Consider the following 18,890-nt stretch of genomic DNA (forward strand, 5'->3'; position numbering starts at 1 on the left):
GTTAATGATACTATCACCGGCGTGTTTCGACACACCGGTGGAAAAATTATCTCCGAATTCTCCGACAAAATGAGTAGATTTTTCGAAGTCGTTTCAAATAACGACCGGCTTGTGGCATCCTGTCTTCAAAGAGCTCTGATACTGTCTTGGCCAGTGAAACATGGAGGCGGTCATGAAGATATCGAGATTCTCGCTCACTTTGGCAGCATTGGTGGCTGCGGCTTCGCTGACCGGAACGGTTCAGGCAAGCTTTGCCGATCAGACACTTCTGAACGTGTCCTACGATCCGACGCGTGAACTTTACAAGGATTACAACGCCGCTTTTGCCGCCCACTGGAAGGCAGAAACCGGCGAAACCGTCACCATTCGCGCTTCCCATGGCGGGTCGGGCAAGCAGGCGCGCTCGGTGATCGATGGCATCAAGGCCGATGTGGTGACGCTGGCGCTTGAAAGCGATATCGATGCTATTGCTGCACTTTCAGGCAAGATCGACAAGGACTGGCGCAAGCGCCTGCCCAACAATTCGGCTCCCTATACGTCAACCATCGTCTTCCTTGTGCGCAAGGGCAATCCGAAGGGCATCAAGGACTGGGGCGATCTGGTGAAGGACGGCGTCGAGGTCATCACGCCGAACCCGAAGACCTCCGGCGGTGCCCGCTGGAACTATCTCGCCGCATGGGCCTGGGCCTACAAGCAATACGGTGGCGACGAGCAGAAGATCAAGGATTACATCGGCGAACTGTTCCGCCATGTGCCTGTGCTCGATACTGGTGCGCGCGGCTCGACAACCACTTTCGTGCAGCGTCAGCTCGGCGATGTGTTGCTTGCCTGGGAAAACGAAGCCTATCTCTCGGTGGCTGAATTTGGCGAGGATGCATTCGACATCGTTGTTCCGCCGCAGTCCATTCTGGCTGAACCGCCAGTCGCGGTGGTGGACAAGAATGCCGAGGAAAACGGCACCACCAAGCTGGCGCAGGCCTATCTCGAATATCTGTACTCACCAGAAGGTCAGGCGCTTGCCGCCAAACATTTCTACCGTCCGTCGAAGCCTGACATCATCCCTGCCGACAAACAGCGCAAGTTTCCGGACTTGACGCTGGTGACGATCGATGATCCGATTTTCGGTGGATGGGCCAAGGCACAGCCCTATCATTTTGGCGATGGAGGAACGTTCGACCAGCTCTACAAGCCGGGAAAATAATCCGGAATTCGAGAGCAATCAGTAACAATAAGTACTGAAGAGGGAACAAACCAACGCATGTCTTCGCTCCCTGCACGGGCCAGAGCAGGGTCGCACTTCAGAAAGCCGAGCGTCATTCCCGGTTTCGGGCTGACGTTCGGCTTCAGTGTTGCCTATCTGACCCTTCTCATTCTCATTCCGCTTGCGGCATTGGTGCTGCGTTCCACCGAAGTCGGGTTTTCCGGCTTCTGGCGCCTCGTCACCGACGAGCGCACATTGAAAGCGCTTGAAACGAGCTTTGGCACCGCCTTCATCGCGGCGCTGGTCAATGTGGTCTTCGGCGTCATCCTCGCCTGGGTTCTGGTGCGTTATCGCTTTCCGGGGCGCCGCTTCGTTGATGCCATCGTCGATATTCCCTTTGCGCTGCCGACGGCAGTGGCCGGTATTGCGCTGGCCGCGATCTATGCGCCGAATGGCTGGATAGGCAGCCTGCTGGCTCCGTTCGGCATTCGCATCGCCTTTTCGCGGGCGGGCATTATCATTGCGCTGATCTTCATCGGTCTGCCGTTCGTGGTGCGCACGGTCCAGCCGATTATGGAGGAAATCAGCCGCGAGGTCGAAGAGGCGGCGGCAACGCTTGGCGCATCCCGGTTTCAGACCATCTGGCGGGTGCTGCTGCCGAGCCTGCAACCCGCCATCCTGACCGGCTTCGCGCTCGCCTTTGCACGCGGCGTCGGCGAATATGGCTCGGTGATCTTCATTGCGGGCAATACGCCTTATGTCTCGGAGATCGCGCCGCTTCTGATCGTGATCAAGCTGGAGGAATATGATTATGCCGGGGCGACGGCGCTCGCCACGGTGATGCTGGCGCTTTCCTTTGCGATGTTGCTTTTCATCAATCTCATCCAGTCGTGGACACGGAGGAGATATGGTCATGGCGAATGAACCTGTCTCTGCCGCTCCTCGCAACAGCCGAAGCGCTGTCACGGAAAGCCCGGCGACGCGCATCACGCTGATCGCTCTGGCGCTGGCATTTCTGGCCCTGTTCCTCATCCTGCCGGTGATAGCGGTTTTCGTGGAAGCCTTCCGCAAGGGGGCAGGCGAATATCTGGCGGCACTGGTCGAGCCGGATGCCTGGGCTGCGATAAGGCTCACCCTCATGGTGGCGGCCATTGCCGTGCCGCTCAATCTGGTCTTCGGCATTGCAGCTGCGTGGGCAATCGCGAAGTTCGAGTTCAAGGGCAAGGCGCTGCTGACGACGCTGATCGATCTGCCGTTTTCCGTGTCGCCGGTCATTTCCGGTCTTGTTTTCGTGCTGCTTTTCTCAAGTCACAGCCTGCTTGGGCCGTGGCTGTCACGGCACGGCATCGAGATATTGTTCGCCGTTCCGGGCATCGTGCTGGCGACGGTGTTCGTCACGTTTCCCTTCGTCGCGCGCGAACTGATCCCGCTGATGCAGGAACAGGGAACCGGGGATGAAGAGGCAGCGATTTCGCTGGGCGCCAATGGCTGGCAGACGTTCCGCTATGTGACGCTGCCCAATATCAAATGGGGGCTGCTTTACGGTGTGCTGCTCTGCAATGCCCGTGCAATGGGCGAGTTCGGCGCTGTTTCCGTTGTCTCTGGACATATTCGCGGTCTCACCAATACGATGCCGCTGCATGTGGAAATCCTCTACAACGAATATAACTTCGTCGGTGCATTTGCGGTGGCGTCGCTGCTGGCTTTCCTGGCGTTGTTGACACTTGCCATCAAGACAGCGCTGGAACTGCGTTATGGCGATGAACTGGCTGGCAGCGGAAACGGGCACTGATATCTAAACGAGCAATTGGCCGCACGGCGGCAGAAGTAAAGCATAGTCCTGCTATGGCAGACGGAAGGATTGGGAATGGAAGTTCGTGTTGCCGGTGTGCGTAAGGAGTTCGCTCGCTTCCCGGCGTTGCATAATGTCTCGCTGGATATTCGTTCCGGCGAGTTGATCGCTTTGCTGGGACCTTCCGGTTCGGGCAAGACCACGCTTTTGCGCCTGATTGCCGGGCTGGAAACGCCGACCGAAGGTACCATCTTCTTCGGCGACGAAGACGCCTCGCAGAAGAGCGTTCAGGAGCGCAATGTCGGCTTCGTCTTTCAGCATTATGCGTTGTTCCGTCATATGACGGTGGCGGACAATATCGGCTTCGGTCTGAAGGTGCGTCCAAGCGCGACACGTCCGTCGAGTGACGATATTCGCAACCGCGCGCTGGAATTGCTCGATCTCGTTCAGCTACAGGGACTGGAGAAGCGTTATCCGGCGCAGCTTTCCGGTGGTCAGCGCCAGCGCGTGGCGCTTGCCCGCGCCATGGCGATTGAACCGAAAGTCCTGCTTCTCGATGAACCGTTTGGCGCGCTTGATGCGCTGGTGCGCAAGGAACTGCGCCGTTGGCTGCGCGAGATTCACGACAAGACCGGCCATACGACCGTTTTCGTGACCCACGATCAGGACGAGGCGCTGGAGCTCGCCGACCGCGTGGTGGTGATGAGCCAGGGGCGTATCGAGCAGGTCGGTACGCCCGACGAAGTCTATGACAATCCGAATTCCCCGGGCGTCTATGGCTTCATCGGCGAGTCCAGCACGCTTCCGGTACGGGTCGAAAAGGGCGAGATCTGGCTGGTGGATCGCAATATCGGCCTGACAGCCCAGGATGTGGCGGATGGCGATGCGCAGCTCTTCTTCCGTCCGCACGATGTTGAATTGCTGGACGGTTGCGGCGGCTGCATCGCAGGCACGGTGGTGGCGAGCCGTCGCTCGGGCGGCAAGCGGCGTGTCGAACTGGAAGTAGGCGGCGCACGCGAGCGGGTGGAGATCGAAATTCCAGCCGAACATCCAGCCGCGGAAAAGAGTCGCATCGCCTTCCGACCGCGTTACTGGAAGCTTTTTCCTGCCAGTGAAACCGGTTCCTGATCGTCACTTTCCGGTGAAGTGAAATACGAGGCCCGGCAGATGCGCGGTGATTCCCGCAGACCTGCCGGGCTTTTCTCTATCGACGGGCGTGGTGGGGCCGCGCTGAAATTTTCCGGCAGGTTACCTGCGGTAGTATTATTTTTATTTTCAATATGTTAGGGTTGCAGGAAACGGGGTGTTCCATAACGCAACATTAATGGGCGGAAAGAATTGTGCGTTGCGATTCAAACGGTTTGAATATCAGCACATTGCGCCGTCGCATTTTGGCCAAATGCGGTCGACATTCAGGGAACCGATCACGGATACTGCCGTTTCCCTGAAATGAAAATTCGGAATAATGTCAGTATCCACCCGCCGCAGATAACTCATTTCCTTCGGAAAGGCTGTTAAGGCAGATGCCGGAATTGTCTTCTTCGCTCTCCAATTCAACCTCTACCGAGAATAAATCGCCGATGCAGAAACCTTCGATGGAACCCAAATCCAGCGAGCCCGATGCATCGGGCCGGATTCCGCCCGAACAACCATCCCCCATCAGGGCCTTGTACAAAACCGAGGAAGAGCTTGGCGCGCTTGCCGCTGCCGTGGCGCGGGGCGAAGACATTCCGCTGCCGGGCTATATCGCCTTCCCGTTCGACCAACGCCTGTCCGAAAACGGCAAGCTGATCCTGCATGCCTATCGCGCCTCCGATGCCGCATCGCGTGCGGGCGAGACCATCACGCCAGCCGCGCAATGGCTGCTCGACAATCATTACCAGATCGACAAGAACGTGCAGCAGGCCCGCCGCGACCTGCCACGCCGCTTCATCCGTCAGCTGCCGCTCTACAAGGCGCCGGTTGAGAAATATGAGGGCATGCCGCGCATTTTCGCGCTGGCCTGGCTTTATGTCGCCCATACGGACAGCAATTTCTCGCTGAAGACGCTGACGGCCATCGTCAAGGGTTTCCAGACCGTGGAGCCCCTGAAGATCGGTGAATTGTGGGCGCTGCCTTCTGCGGTGCGCTATTTCTTGATCGAGAATGCACGCCGTCTGGCGCTGCGCGTCGACCGCGCGCGCATCATGCGCAATCTCGCCAATACGGCCGCCGACCGCATCGTGGTTGCCACCGACGGTGCCGAACTGGATTCGGTTCTGGCGCAATACGCCGATGCCGCCCGCGACAGCACTTTCGCGACCCATCTTCTTTATCGCTTGCGTTCCTCATCGACCGACACCACGGCTGCTGCCAGCTGGCTGGAACGGATTCTGGAGCAGGAAGGCAGCAATCCGGAAGACGCCATCGTTGAGGAACATGCCCGCCAGTCTACCGGCGGCGTCACGATGGGCAATGTCATCCGCAGCCTGAAATCCATCGATGACGTGGACTGGGAAACCTGGTTCGAAACCGTCAACGAGGTCGATGCGATCCTGCGTGACCACAGCGATTTCGAGCTTCTGGATTTCCGTTCTCGCAATGCCTATCGCGTGACCATTGAAAAGCTCGCCCGGTATTCGGACATGAGCGAAATCGACATCACATGGGCAGCGCTGAAACTGGCCGAAGACGGACATCGTGCGGAAAAGGCCGGTCATCCTGAAGCCGAGGGCAAGGGCGCAATCGCCTATTATCTGTCCGGCGAAGGTCGCAAGGAGCTGGAAAAGGTTTGTGGCTACAAGGCGCCGTTCGGCGTCAAGGCGCTGCGCTTCTATCGTGGTCTCGGTCTGTGGGGGCTGTTCATCCCGACGGCGATCTTCACGATCCTGATCCTTCTGCTCGTCAATTACTGCATGATCCGCGCCGGTCTTTCGACTGATCTGCGCACGCTGTTCACGCTTCTGGCGATCTTCCCGGCAATGGACGCGTCCTATTCGCTGTTCAATGCGCTGGTGCCATGGTTTGTCCAGCCGACGCGGCTCATCGGTTTCGAATATAAGGAAGGCTTGCCGGAGGAGGCGCGCACGCTGGTCGCGGTGCCGACCTTCATCACCTCGCGTGATTCCATCGACGAGCAGATTCGCAATCTGGAAGTTCATTATCTGACCAATCCGCGTGGTGAAATCTACTTTGCGCTGGTCAGTGACTGGACCGATGCGAAGCAGGAAATCACCCCTGCGGATATGGAAATCTATGAATATGCGCGCGAGGAAATCGCCAAGCTCAACGAGCATTATACCGGCGACGACCAGCCACGCTTTTTCCTCATGCATCGTCGTCGCCTCTTCAACGAGAAGCAGAATTGCTGGATGGGCTGGGAGCGCAAGCGCGGCAAGCTGCACGAGCTGAACCTGCTGCTGCGCGGTGATCAGGATACGAGCTTTTTCCCGCCGGACGAACGCCTGCCGAAGGAAATCAAATATGTGATGACGCTGGACGCCGACACGCGTCTGACGCCGGAATCCGTCACGCATCTGGCCGGCAAGCTCAGCCATCCTCTGAACCGTCCGATCATCGACGAAAAGACCGGCAAGGTCGTGCGCGGTTACGGCATCCTCCAGCCGCGCGTAACGCCCTCGCTCACCACCGGTGACGAGGCGTCGTTCCTGCAGCGCGTCTTCTCCGTCAATCGCGGTATCGACCCTTATGTCTTCGCCGTGTCCGACACCTATCAGGACCTGCTCGGTGAAGGCACCTTCACCGGCAAGGGACTTTACGACATCGATGCCTTCGAGGCAGCGCTGAAGGGCCGCGTGCCTGAGAACACGCTGCTCAGCCACGATCTTCTCGAAGGCGGCTATTCCCGCGCGGCTCTGGTCAGCGATGTCGAAGTGGTCGAGGATTATCCGACCGGCTACAATGTCGACGTATCGCGTCATCATCGCTGGGCGCGTGGCGACTGGCAGCTTCTGCCCTGGCTGTTTTCGACAAGCCGTGGCGTCAGCCACATCACGCGCTGGAAGATGGTCGACAACCTGCGCCGCTCGCTCAATCCGATCCTGTGGCTGATCGCAGCCGTCGTCGGCTGGAGCGTGCTGCCAATCGGGCCTGCTGCCGTCTGGCAGGGCTTCCTCATTCTCTCCATGTTCGTTGCGCCGACATTCGGCATTGTGACCAATCTCATTCCATCGAACATGGACTATTCGCTGAAAGGTCATGCGCAGTCGGTGCTGACTGACATCGCACTCGGCACGGCCGATGTGGCGCTGCGCACCACCTTCATCGCCCATTCGGCGTTCCTGATGGCGGATGCGATTGTGCGTACCGTCTATCGCCTGTTCGTCTCGCATCGCAATCTTCTGGAATGGCGCACGGCTGCGCAGGCGAGAACCTCGCCCGATACGCTGCTGTTTTATTTCCAGCTGATGTGGCCGGCCATAGCCATTGCGGGTCTGGCAATCTTCATCCCGCTTGCTGCCCAAAGTCATGCGGCAATGATCGCAGCGCCATTTGCCGTCATCTGGTTTGCCTCACCGCTGATTGCATGGCTGGTCAGCCGTTCGGCGAAGCCGCAGGACACGCTGGAAGTGCTTTCTTCCGACAAGTCGGACCTGCGCCGCTATGCACGCCGGACCTGGCGTTATTTCGCCGAGTTCGCAAACGAGGAAAACCACCATCTGCCGCCGGACAACTTCCAGGAAGATCCGGCGCCGATTGTCGCGCAGCGCACGTCGCCGACCAATATCGGCGTCTATCTCCTGTCCGTCGTCGCCGCGCGCGATTTCGGCTGGATCGGCTTCGGTGAAACGCTGGACCGCGTTCAAGCCACTGTCGATACGCTTGAGAAGATGGAGAAGTATCAGGGCCATCTCTACAACTGGTACGAGACCAACACGCTGACGCCGATGCGCCCGCTTTATGTCTCTGCGGTGGATAGCGGCAACCTTGCCGGGCATTTGGTCACGCTGTCGTCGGCGCTGGAAGAATGGGCGGAAGCACCATCCGTCTACATGCAGGGCGACCTCGACGGTATCCTTGATGTCAACGACATCCTTGAAGAGACAATCGCGAAAATCCCGGATGATCGCCGGATTCTGCGTCCGCTGCGCCGCCGTCTGGAAGAGCGGATTGCCAATTTCCGCCGCGCCGTGATTTCCATCAAGGATGAGCCGGAAACGGCCTCCTTCCGCACCATCAACCTGTCGCTGTTTGCAACCGACATCGTTCGCCTGATGGACGAACTCGACGGCGAAATCGAAACCCCGGCAAGCGCTGAAGCCGTGGAATGGGCGCGCATTCTCGTCGATACCTGCAAGGCGCATACTGAGGATTCCATCGGCGAGCACGATACGGACGCGCTGCGTGAGCGTTTGCGCTATCTTGCTACCCGTTCGCGCCAGCTCGCATTCGACATGCAGTTCGGTTTCCTTGAACGGAAGGAACGCCGCCTTCTCTCCATCGGTTTCCGTGTGCAGGAAAACGAACTGGACGAAAGCTGCTACGATCTTCTGGCGTCCGAAGCGCGTCTGGCGAGCCTGTTCGCCATCGCCAAGGGCGACGTTCCGGTCGAACATTGGTTCAAGCTTGGCCGTCTTCTGGTGCCGGTGGGCTGGAAGGGCGCTCTGCTCTCCTGGTCCGGCTCGATGTTCGAATATCTGATGCCGCCGCTGGTCATGTCCGAGCCGCTTGGTTCGCTGCTTGACCAGACCAACAAGCTCGTGGTGCAGCGCCAGATCGATTATGCGACCTCGCGCGGTCTGCCATGGGGTATTTCGGAAGCGGCGTTCAATGCGCGCGATGCGCATATGAACTACCAGTATTCCAATTTCGGCGTGCCCAATCTGGGCCTGCAGCGCGGCCTGTCGCGCAATGCGGTTATCGCACCCTATGCGAGCCTGCTCGCCGCGCAGTATCAGCCTGCTGCCGCTGTCGCGAACCTGAAGCGCCTTGCCAAGCTTGGCGCGCTCGGACGCTATGGCTTCCACGATTCGGTGGACTTCACGCCGTCACGTGTTCGCGAAGGCGAACTCTGTGCTGTGGTGAAGAACTACTACGCCCATCATCATGGCATGGCGATCATCGCGGTCAACAACGTGATCTTTGAAGGCCGGATGCGCGAGCGTTTCCACTCCGATCCGGTGATCGAGGCCGCCGAACTGCTCCTGCAGGAAAAGGCACCGCGCGAAATCCCGATGATCTACGCCAAGACGGAAAATCCTATGCGCGTTGATTCGGGTGGCTTCGATGATGCGCCGATGCGGATTGTCGACAAGCCGTTCAAGGCGCCGCGCACCACGCATATGATGTCGAACGGACAATATGCGCTGATGGTGACAGCAAACGGTTCAGGCTACAGCCGCTGGCACAATTGGGACATTACCCGCTTCCACGCCGATGCGTCGGAAGACCTTCAGGGCACGTTCCTGTTCCTGCGCGACATGGAAAGCGGATACTGGTGGTCGGCAACCGGCGAACCGGTCCGCAACCCGGAAGAGGAAACCAAGACGGTCTTCACCGAAGACAAGGCGGAATTCTACAAGACCGCCGGTGACATCAAGACCGTCATGGAAGTGATCGTGTCGTCGGAATCGGACGGCGAAGGCCGCAGGCTCGACATCATCAACACGTCCGCCCGCGACCGTATGATCGAGGTCACCTCCTATGCGGAGCTGGTGCTGACCGACAGCGACAGCGATGCCGCCCATCCGGCCTTTGCCAAGATGTTCGTGGAGACCGAAATCTCCGATAACGGTTCGACCATCTATGCCAAGCGCCGCAAGCGCGCGCCGTCCGATCCGGACATCCACGTCGCGCATTTCGTGACCGATCTTTCCGGCTCGATCCGCGAAACGGAAGTCGAAACCGACCGCCGTGCCTTTGTCGGTCGTGGCCGCAGCTTGCGTGATGCGGCTGCCTTCGATCAGGGTGCCAAGTTCAACGGCAGCCAGGGTTGCGTGCTCGACCCGATCGCTTCGGTGCGTACACGTGTCCGCGTTCCGGCGCATAAAAAGGTGAGCCTCGTTTTCTGGACCTTCGCAGGCGGCAGCCGCGATGCGGTAGAACACGCCGTGGCGCTGCATCGGCATCCGGAAACTTTCGCCCGCGAATATTCGCTGTCATGGACCAGCTCGCAGGTGCAGCTCTACCATATCGGCATCAAGCCTGCCGAAGCTGCCGACTATCAGAAGGTGGCCGCCTATCTGCTCTATCCGGAGCGGACATTGCGCCAGCCGCCGGAAACCATCGCCAGCGGCCTCGGCAAGCAGTCCGACCTGTGGCCGATGTCGATATCCGGCGACTATCCGATTTTCGCATTGCGTATCGACAACGAAGCTGATCTCGACGTGTTGCGTGGTGTGCTGCGCGCGCAGGAATACTGGCGCTCGAAGGGCCTAACCGTCGATGTCGTGGCGGTCAACGAGCGTGCCTTCTCCTATGCGCAGGACACACAGCGCGCCATCGACTGGATCGTGGAAGGTTTCCGCGCCCGTGGTGGCGGTCAGCCGCACATCTTCGCGGTGCGCCGCGACCAGATGAGCGACGAAAGCTACAACACGCTGCTCGCCTCGGCGCGCATCGTCATGCATGCGCAGAACGGCTCGCTGGCCGAGCAGCTTCGTCGCAGCGAGGAAATCACCGTCGATCTGGCGGCGCGCGATGCCAAGACTGCCATTGGCGGTCAGGCTTCGGCTCAGGGGCTGGGTGCTGCGGGGCTTGCGCCTGTCGCCATCGAACGCGGGACGGAAGAACGCCGTCCTGTGGTCAAGCCTGTAGTAAACCGTCCTGCGCCGTCCGGGGACGATCTTCGTTTCTGGAATGGTTATGGCGGCTTTGCCGAGGACGGCAGCTATGTAGTGCGCGTCAACAACCGCACCAACACGCCGCATCCGTGGATCAATGTGATCGCCAATCCGAATTTCGGCTTCCATGTCTCGGCGGAAGGTTCGGCCTTCACCTGGGCAGGCAACAGCCGCGATTATCAGCTCACCCCATGGGCGAACGATCCGGTCACGAACCGTCCGGGCGAGGCGATCTATGTCCTCGACCGTGAAACGGGCCGCACCTTTGCGCCAACGGCAAGCGTGCTGCGCGATGAGGCCGTGACCTATGAAGCGCGTCATGGCCATGGCTATTCGAGCTTCGGGGCACAGCATGGCGAATTGGCACTCGACCTCACCCACATCGTGGATGCGGACAAGCCGGTGCGCCTATCACGCCTGACCGTGACCAATAACGGGCGTTCCAAGCGCAAGCTGCGCGTCTATGGCTATGTGGAATGGGTGCTAGGCAATGCCCGCTCCAAGAATGTGCCTTTCATTGTACCTTCGCAGGACGAGGAATTGGGCGCACTCTTTGCAGGCAATCCGTATCATCCGGACAAGTCCGGGCAGATTGCTTTCTTTGCGGCAACCGAAAAGCCGCAATCCGTCACTGCCGACCGCAGCGAGTTCATCGGCACCACCGGTTCGGTGGACAAGCCGGAAGTCGTGCTGGCTGGCAAGGCGCTTTCGGGTACGGTCGAAGCAGGCCGAGATCCATGTGCGGCGCTCGCTCTTGATATCGAAGTGGGGCCGGGTGAAGCACGCGAGATCGTCTTCCTGCTCGGCAATGCCGCCGATCAGAGACAGGCGAAGGCGCTGATCGCCGAAACCCGCAAGGTGTCGTTCGGTGACAAGCTTGCTGCTGCCAGACAGCAGTGGGAAGGCCTGTTCGACCGCGTTCAGGTGAAAACGCCAGACCCTGCTTTCGACCTTCTGGTCAATGGCTGGCTGCCCTATCAGGCGATTGCCTGCCGTATATGGGCCCGCGCTGCCTTCTATCAGGCAAGTGGTGCGTTCGGCTTCCGTGATCAGTTGCAGGACACGCTGTCGCTGCTTCTGATCGATCCGACGCTTGCCCGCGCGCAGATACTCAATGCGGCATCACGCCAGTTCCCGGAAGGCGATGTCCAGCATTGGTGGCTGCCAGCGACCGGGGCGGGCGTCCGCACGCTGATCTCGGACGATGTTGTTTGGCTCGGCTATGGCGCTTCGCTTTATGTCGAGACGACGGGCGACCGCTCGATCCTCGATGAAAAGCTGCCGTTCCTCGAAGGGCGCAAGCTGGAGGAGGGCGAACACGATGCCTTCTATCAGCCGGAAATCTCCGAACAGACGGCAAGCCTTTATGAGCATTGCGCCTTGGCGCTCGACCTTGCTGTCGAGCGAACCGGCAAGCACGGTCTGCCGCTGATCCTCGGCGGCGACTGGAACGACGGCATGAATCTCGTCGGCGTGAAGGGAGAGGGCGAGAGCGTTTGGCTTGGCTGGTTCCTCGCCTATACGCTCGGTAAATTCATCCCGATTGCCGAAGGGCGCAAGGACAAGAAGCGCGTCGATATCTGGAAAGCACATCTGGAAAGCCTGACCGAAGCGCTCGACCGCGATGGTTGGGATGGCCAGTGGTATCGCCGTGGTTTCTACGACAACGGCGCACCGCTTGGCTCGAAGGACAGTGACGAATGCCAGATCGATGCCATCGCACAGTCGTGGAGCGTGTTGTCCGGCGTTGCCGATCCGAAGCGCGCCGAACAGGCGATGGCCTCGCTTGAAAAGTACCTGCTGGATGACGAGGGTGAATTGCTGCGTCTCTTCACGCCGCCTTTCGACAGGACCATTCAGGAGCCGGGCTACATCAAGGGGTATCCACCGGGCGTTCGTGAGAATGGCGGCCAGTACACCCACGGTGCGACCTGGGCCATTCTGGCGCTTGCCCGCATGGGCAAGACGGCTGAAGCATGGCGTCTGTTCTCGCTCATCAGCCCGGTCAGCCATGGTCGCAACCCGGATATCTACCGCGTCGAGCCTTATGTGATTGCAGCCGACATCTATTCTGTCGAGCCGCGTCGCGGGCAGGGTGGCTGGACCTGGTACACCGGCTCCGCCGGCTGGTTCTACCGCGTTGCGACGGAGGGTATCCTTGGCGTCACAAAACGCGGCGACCGCCTGCATCTCGACCCGGCCTTGCCGCCGGAATGGGATGGCTATGAAGCCGAGCTCCGCTTTGGCGAAGCGCTCTACCGCGTGAAGGTCGTGGTAGGTGCCCCCAGTGCCAAGGACAAGGTGGTGAAGCTCAACGGTCGCAAGGTCGGCAAGCCGGAAGAGGGTGTGCCGATCAAGCCGGACGGAGAACACGAAATCGTCGTAGAGCTTCCCAAACAGAAGTGAACCGATTAAAAAGGCGGGTGAAAACCCGCCTTTTGCACGACTCGGCCAAGTAAAACCGGATGTTTGTGCTATCGGAAACATGCTTTTTCTGGAGGCCGTCATGGCCAAGACTGATATTGCGCGCCGCGTCTACAATCACGCATGGAAGCTCGATCCCATCGTCCGCAGCCTTCTGGATACGGACTTCTACAAGCTTCTGATGCTGCAGATGATATGGGGTCTTTACCCCAAGGTGGATGCAACCTTCTCGCTCATCAATCGCACGACTTCTGTGCGCCTTGCCGACGAAATCGATGAGGGCGAATTGCGTGCGCAGCTCGACCATGCCCGCACGCTGCGTTTCTCCAAGAAGGAAATGATCTGGCTGGCGGGTAACAGTTTCTATGGCCGCAAGCAGATTTTCCAGCCCGAGTTCCTGAACTGGCTGCACGATTTCCAGCTTCCGGAATATGATCTGCGCCGCAAGGACGGCCAGTACGAGCTGCATTTCCATGGACCGTGGTCGCACACGACCATGTGGGAAATTCCCGCACTTGCCATCATCAACGAGCTGCGTTCGCGCGCGGCGATGAAGAACCTCGGACCGTTTTCGCTCGACGTGCTTTATGCGCGCGCCAAGGCGAAGATGTGGAGCAAGGTTGAACGCCTGCGCCAGCTGCCGGGGCTGAAGATTTCCGACTTCGGCACGCGCCGCCGCCATTCCTTCCTGTGGCAGCGCTGGTGCGTCGAAGCGCTGAAGGAAGGCATTGGCGATGCCTTCACCGGCACCAGCAATGTGCTTCTGGCTATGGATACCGACGTGGAAGCGCTCGGCACCAATGCGCATGAATTGCCGATGGTGCTGGCAGCTCTTGCCAAGAATGACGAGGAACTGCGCTCAGCCCCCTATCGCGTGCTGCAGGACTGGAACCGCTACTATGGCGGCAATCTTCTGATCGTTCTGCCCGATGCTTTCGGCACGGCTGCCTTCCTGCGTAATGCGCCGGACTGGGTTGCCGACTGGACCGGCTTCCGCCCCGACAGTGCCCCGCCCATCGAAGGCGGCGAGCGCATCATCGAATGGTGGAAGTCACGCGGCAAGGACCCGCGCGAAAAGCTGCTGATCTTTTCCGATGCGCTCGATGTGGATACGATCGAGGAGACTTACCGTCACTTCGAAGGGCGTGTGCGTATGAGCTTCGGCTGGGGCACCAACCTCACCAATGATTTTGCAGGTTGCGCTCCGAAGGAAATCGAAGGGCTGAATGCCATCTCGCTGGTCTGCAAGGTGACGGATGCCAACGGCCATCCGGCGGTCAAGCTTTCCGACAATCCGCAAAAGGCGACCGGCGATCCCAAGGAAGTGGCTCGTTATCTCAAGTTCTTCGGAAATGAGGAGCGGGTGGAGCAGCTCGTCCGCGTGTGACGAGCTGCAACGAGCGATTAAAGCGCGTTTCGATCTGACTGGATCAGATCGGCGCCCTAATCTTTTGTTTTGACGCGCATCTTATCCGAAAACCGTTTCACACTTTTCGGGATGCGCTCTATTCCATCAACCGTGCGGTGCCGGAAACGCGGATAGAGCCGCCGCGCTCATTGCCGATCTGGGCGCGCAGATGTGACGGACTGCCCATATCCTCGCCCTGAAAGACTTCGATCTCGCCGCCATGCGGCCAGCCGCTATCACGCAGATAGGCGGCAAAGGCCGCCGTGGCCGCGCCAGTCGCCGGGTCTTCATAAACTCCGCCGGAGGCAAACGGGTTGCGGCTGTGGAAGCGCTTCGGCGTCTCGGAATAGATGAGCAGGATCGTCGTCCAGCCTTGCCGCTTCATCAGGATGCGCCCGCGCGTCATGTCGTAATGCATCGAAGCCAGCTTTTCGCGTGAACGAAGCGGAAGCACGATATGGTCCGCCCCGGCATGGATCAGGGCCGGTGCCAGACCGGGTGCCAGATCATCCTGTTCGAAACTGAACAGTGCCAGCGCCTGTTCCACTTCCGCATCGTTGGCGGCACGCTGGCGCGTCGGTGGCGATTGCAGGCTGGCCGCAAACAGCTCGCCTTCCTTGCGGCCTTCGACGCTGATATCGCCATTGTTGAGCTTGAGTGCGAAACGTCCATCGCCCATGCGCATGGCCAACGCAGCGCCGAGAGCAATGGTAGCGTGACCGCAGAACGGCACTTCCATTTCCGGCGCAAAATAGCGAACGCGCCAGCTATCGTCCTCCGGCGCAGCAAAGGCGGTTTCGGAAAAGCCCACATCCTTTGCGATTTTCTGCATATCTTGCGGGGAGGGGAGGCGATCGGCGATCAACACTCCAGCGGGATTGCCGCCCTGATTGCCTTGCGAAAAGGCAGCAATGCGCAACACGTCCATGGTTTCTCCTCGCCAGTCTGATTCGTGTCCCGCCCACCCCTATAAAAGGCGTGAAATGTGGCTGGTCAAGCAGTCTGTCGGCTAGCGGAAACTATCAACAGCATAGGTCGTTCCATCTCCTCCGACAGTGCTGGCCATGCCGCGATCTGCTCTGGCGACGGATGCCATTCCTCCAGCCGGTTGATGGCAAATCCGGCCTCAATCAGCGCATTAACGGTCGTGCTGAGGCGGCGGTGATATTTGATGACACCCTCTGCCAGCCAATCGGTCCGCCTCTCACCTTCCACTGCATAATGATAGACCGGCCAGCGCTTCTGGCCGTTGCCTTCCTCGATCCAGCCCGGCGTAAGCGGCGCCATGAAGATCGGATGCTCAATCGTGAAAACAAAGCGACCTTCTGGCCGCAAAGCTGCATGGATCGCTTTCAAAAGACGCGGGAAGTCGCGGATATAGTGAAAGGCCAAAGAACTGTAGACGAGATCGAAGCTTGCTTCTGGAAGTTCCAGCCTTTCCATGTCGGCCTGAATGTAGCGAATGGCGTCATCCTGTGTGTCACGGCGTGCGCGTTCGAGCATGTTTTCTGAAAGGTCGTAGCCGGTGAGGGAGGCAGCTCCCTGTTCGCGAGCAAAGCGGCAAAACCAGCCGAAACCGCAACCGAGATCGGCAACGTCACGGCCGGTCAGATCGGGCAAAAGTGAACGGACAAGTGGCCATTCAGGCGCGCCTTCCAGCCCATGCACGGAACGTGGCAACTGGCTGTAAGCGGCGAAGAAGTCGTCGCGATCATAAATATTCTGGGCCATGGTCTATCGTTCGGTCAGTGCGAGTTTTGCCCCGAGCGCGACGAAGGCGGCAGCAAAGCTGCGGCGCATCCATGCAAGCACAGCGGGGCGCGAGATGATCTGGTTACGGACGGCGGCTGCGAACACACCGTAGAACGCAAACACCACGAATGTCATCGCCATGAAGACGAGAGACAGTTCCACCATACGGGCAACCGTCCCGCCCTGCTGCGTATTTACGAACTGCGGCAGGAAGGCAAAGAAGAATATCGACAGTTTGGGGTTCAGCAGATTGACGAGGATCGCCGACCAGATGACCTCACGGTCCGAACGCGGCGCGTCGTTGGTTTCGATCTTCAGTGTGCCATGCTCCTTGAGCGTCATCCACGCCATATAGAGCAGATAGGCAACGCCTGCATATTTGATGACCTCGAAAGCAAGTGCGCTGGTATGGAGCAGAGCCGCCAGCCCTGTCACGGCAGCCAGCATATGCGGCACGATGCCGAGCGTGCAGCCGAGCGCGGCAATGACTGAGGCCCGTGCGCCACGGGACAGCCCTGCCGCAAGCGTTACCAGCACGCCAGTACCAGGCGATGCAACGATGATGAAGGATGTCAGCAGAAATTCGATGCTCATGATGTTCTGGACTCCTGTTCGGACCTTGTCGGAAAAGGTCGACGCAGGCCGGACGCATCATGTCACGGCTTTGCCTTGCGTCAATCCTTCATCTCATGCGCCCATGGCGGGTTTGCACCTGCACGCGAGACGGTGACGGCAGCAGCCCGGACCCCGAGCGCGACGGCGGAATGAATCTGGTCTTCAGTCAGTCCGGCAAGCGCGTCCTTGTCGAGAAGGCCCTGATTGTGAAGGCTGGCGAGAATGCCCGCATTGACCGTGTCGCCCGCGCCAACGGTGTCAATCACGTCCACTTTCACACCCGGCACGCGCACGGTTGCCTTGGTCGTATAGGCGTCAGCGCCATGCGCGCCCTTGGTGATGACCACCAGTTTCGGTCCGAGCTTCAGCCATTCGGCTGCGATTTCGTCGTGGCTGCCCTTTTCGCCAAACCAGGCGAGATCTTCATCGGAGAGCTTCACGATATCGGCGAGCGCGATCATGCGCTTCATGCGCGCCAGATGTTTTTCGCGGTCGGTGATGAAGCCAGCACGGATATTCGGGTCGAGGAACATGACCCGCCTTGGTGCCTCACGCGTCATCAGCGCTTCATAGACGCTGCCGCACGGTTCGGAAATCAGGCTGATGCAGCCGAACAGCATGGCGTCGATGGCATCATCGACATAGGGCATGTCGCTCTCGGCCAGCATGCGGCCAGCAGTATTTTCATCATAGAAGGCGTAACGCGCCTGCCCATCGACCAGACGCACGAAAGCCAGTGTCGTCGGGCGGTCCGAGATTGCGGCAAAAGAATAATCGACATTGGATCGCGCCAGATTATCGCGCAGCACCTCGCCGAAAAAATCGGAGGAAATGCCTGAAAAGAAACCGGTTGGGACCTCAAGGCGTCCAAGTGCGATGGCCGTGTTGAAGACGGAGCCACCCGCGAAAGGCTGGAATGCGGTCTCTCCCGCTGCGGTTTCGCGTGGCAGCATGTCGATCAGGGATTCACCGCAGCAAAGGATCATGAAGGCACAACTCTGTTGTTAAATCGATTGAAACAGACATAAGCACAAAAGCGCGAAGAATTTCAATCTCCGCGCTTTGTTAAGATGTCAGACGTGCTGGCCGCCATTGATATGAATTTCCGAACCCGTCACATAGGATGAGGCCTCGGAGCAGAGGAAGTAGATGGTTTCCGCCACTTCCGATGTCTTGCCGAGGCGGCGCATCGGAAGCTGTTCCACCAGCTTGTCGGTTCCCGGTGAAAGGATCGCCGTATCGATTTCTCCCGGTGCAATGGCATTGACGCGGATACCGTAAGGGCCGAAGTCGGAGGCCATTTCGCGGGTCAGGGCAGCAAGTGCGGCCTTCGATGTAGCATAGGCGGTTCCGGCAAATGGGTGCACGCGGCTACCCGCGATCGAGGTCACATTGACGACCGAGCCATGTGCAGCCTCGAGTTCCTTGAACAGGCCACGTGCCAGCATGATCGAGGCAAGGAAGTTGACCTGAAATACATCGCGCCAGACCGCCATGGGCGTTTCGATGGAATTCATGCGGCGTCCGCCCTCCGCCTTCGGCGAAATGCCTGCATTGTTGACTAGTGCATGAAGCTTGCTGCCATCGGCTTCGAGACGGCGGCGGATTTCGGCGATTGCCTTGCCGACATCTTCCTGATCGGCGAGGTCGACCTTGATGTGATCTTCCGGACCGGCAGGCCAGGGGCAATTGTCGGAAAAATCCTGTCGCGAGCAGGTGATGACGCGCCACCCGGCCCGCGAAAAACGCTTCACCGTCGCATGGCCGATGCCACGGCTGGCACCGGTCAGGACCAGAGTTTTACGTTCGGTATCCGCCTTGGGAGTATCGGAACCGGCAACGTCTGTTTTGGTGACTTGGGACATGGAAACCTCGCTCTCCAATCTTGAATAGACCAAGCCGCTCAAGATTTCGAGG

11 protein-coding genes are annotated in these 18,890 nt (G+C 59.2%); 6 read left to right on the forward strand and 5 right to left on the reverse strand.

The window, feature by feature from the left end:
- The first annotated feature begins 172 nt into the window (after nucleotides 1–172).
- From ABDF71_RS02145 to pncB, 6 genes are all read left to right on the forward strand, one after another.
- Nucleotides 173–1,201 carry a sulfate ABC transporter substrate-binding protein gene (locus tag ABDF71_RS02145; protein ID WP_010657956.1) on the forward strand — a complete coding sequence of 343 codons (1,029 nt, stop codon included), beginning with the start codon at nucleotides 173–175 and terminating at the stop codon, nucleotides 1,199–1,201.
- A gap of 57 nt (nucleotides 1,202–1,258) precedes the next feature.
- Nucleotides 1,259–2,125, forward strand: a complete 867-nt coding sequence (cysT, locus tag ABDF71_RS02150; protein ID WP_500060922.1) for a sulfate ABC transporter permease subunit CysT — start codon at nucleotides 1,259–1,261, stop codon at nucleotides 2,123–2,125.
- Entirely contained in the window at nucleotides 2,115–2,993 is an 879-nt protein-coding gene (gene cysW / locus ABDF71_RS02155) for a sulfate ABC transporter permease subunit CysW (protein WP_010657958.1), read from the forward strand. Before cysT ends, cysW begins: the two co-directional genes overlap by 11 nt.
- Before the next feature lie 75 nt (nucleotides 2,994–3,068).
- A complete protein-coding gene (locus ABDF71_RS02160; RefSeq protein WP_029925979.1) occupies nucleotides 3,069–4,121 on the forward strand; it encodes a sulfate/molybdate ABC transporter ATP-binding protein in 1,053 nt (350 codons plus the stop codon).
- 395 nt (nucleotides 4,122–4,516) lie between these two features.
- Nucleotides 4,517–13,180 carry a glycoside hydrolase family 94 protein gene (locus ABDF71_RS02165; RefSeq protein ID WP_258123419.1) on the forward strand — a complete coding sequence of 2,888 codons (8,664 nt, stop codon included), beginning with the start codon at nucleotides 4,517–4,519 and terminating at the stop codon, nucleotides 13,178–13,180.
- Between the two features lie 100 nt (nucleotides 13,181–13,280).
- Entirely contained in the window at nucleotides 13,281–14,585 is a 1,305-nt protein-coding gene (gene pncB, locus ABDF71_RS02170) for a nicotinate phosphoribosyltransferase (RefSeq protein ID WP_094514677.1), read from the forward strand.
- 118 nt (nucleotides 14,586–14,703) lie between these two features.
- On the opposite strand, the gene ABDF71_RS02175 is transcribed toward pncB, so the two are convergent.
- The 5 genes from ABDF71_RS02175 to ABDF71_RS02195 form a co-directional block, all read right to left on the reverse strand.
- Nucleotides 14,704–15,534, reverse strand: a complete 831-nt coding sequence (locus ABDF71_RS02175; protein WP_258123418.1) for a PhzF family phenazine biosynthesis protein — start codon at nucleotides 15,532–15,534, stop codon at nucleotides 14,704–14,706.
- Between the two features lie 65 nt (nucleotides 15,535–15,599).
- On the reverse strand, nucleotides 15,600–16,337 hold the full coding sequence (locus tag ABDF71_RS02180) for a class I SAM-dependent methyltransferase (RefSeq protein ID WP_258123417.1): 738 nt from the start codon (nucleotides 16,335–16,337) through the stop codon (nucleotides 15,600–15,602).
- Nucleotides 16,338–16,340: 3 nt separating this feature from the next.
- On the reverse strand, nucleotides 16,341–16,952 hold the full coding sequence (locus ABDF71_RS02185) for a LysE family translocator (RefSeq protein WP_010657964.1): 612 nt from the start codon (nucleotides 16,950–16,952) through the stop codon (nucleotides 16,341–16,343).
- An 80-nt stretch (nucleotides 16,953–17,032) separates the two neighbouring features.
- Complete coding sequence (locus ABDF71_RS02190) at nucleotides 17,033–17,959, reverse strand: carbohydrate kinase family protein (protein WP_010657965.1); 927 nt, start codon at nucleotides 17,957–17,959, stop codon at nucleotides 17,033–17,035.
- Nucleotides 17,960–18,046: 87 nt separating this feature from the next.
- Nucleotides 18,047–18,838: an SDR family NAD(P)-dependent oxidoreductase gene (locus tag ABDF71_RS02195; RefSeq protein WP_010657966.1), complete on the reverse strand. Its 792-nt coding sequence runs from the start codon at nucleotides 18,836–18,838 to the stop codon at nucleotides 18,047–18,049.
- Nucleotides 18,839–18,890 lie beyond the last annotated feature (52 nt).

This window comes from Ochrobactrum sp. WV_118_8 (genome assembly GCF_039631535.1).
Classification (GTDB): Bacteria; Pseudomonadota; Alphaproteobacteria; order Rhizobiales; family Rhizobiaceae; genus Brucella; species Brucella anthropi.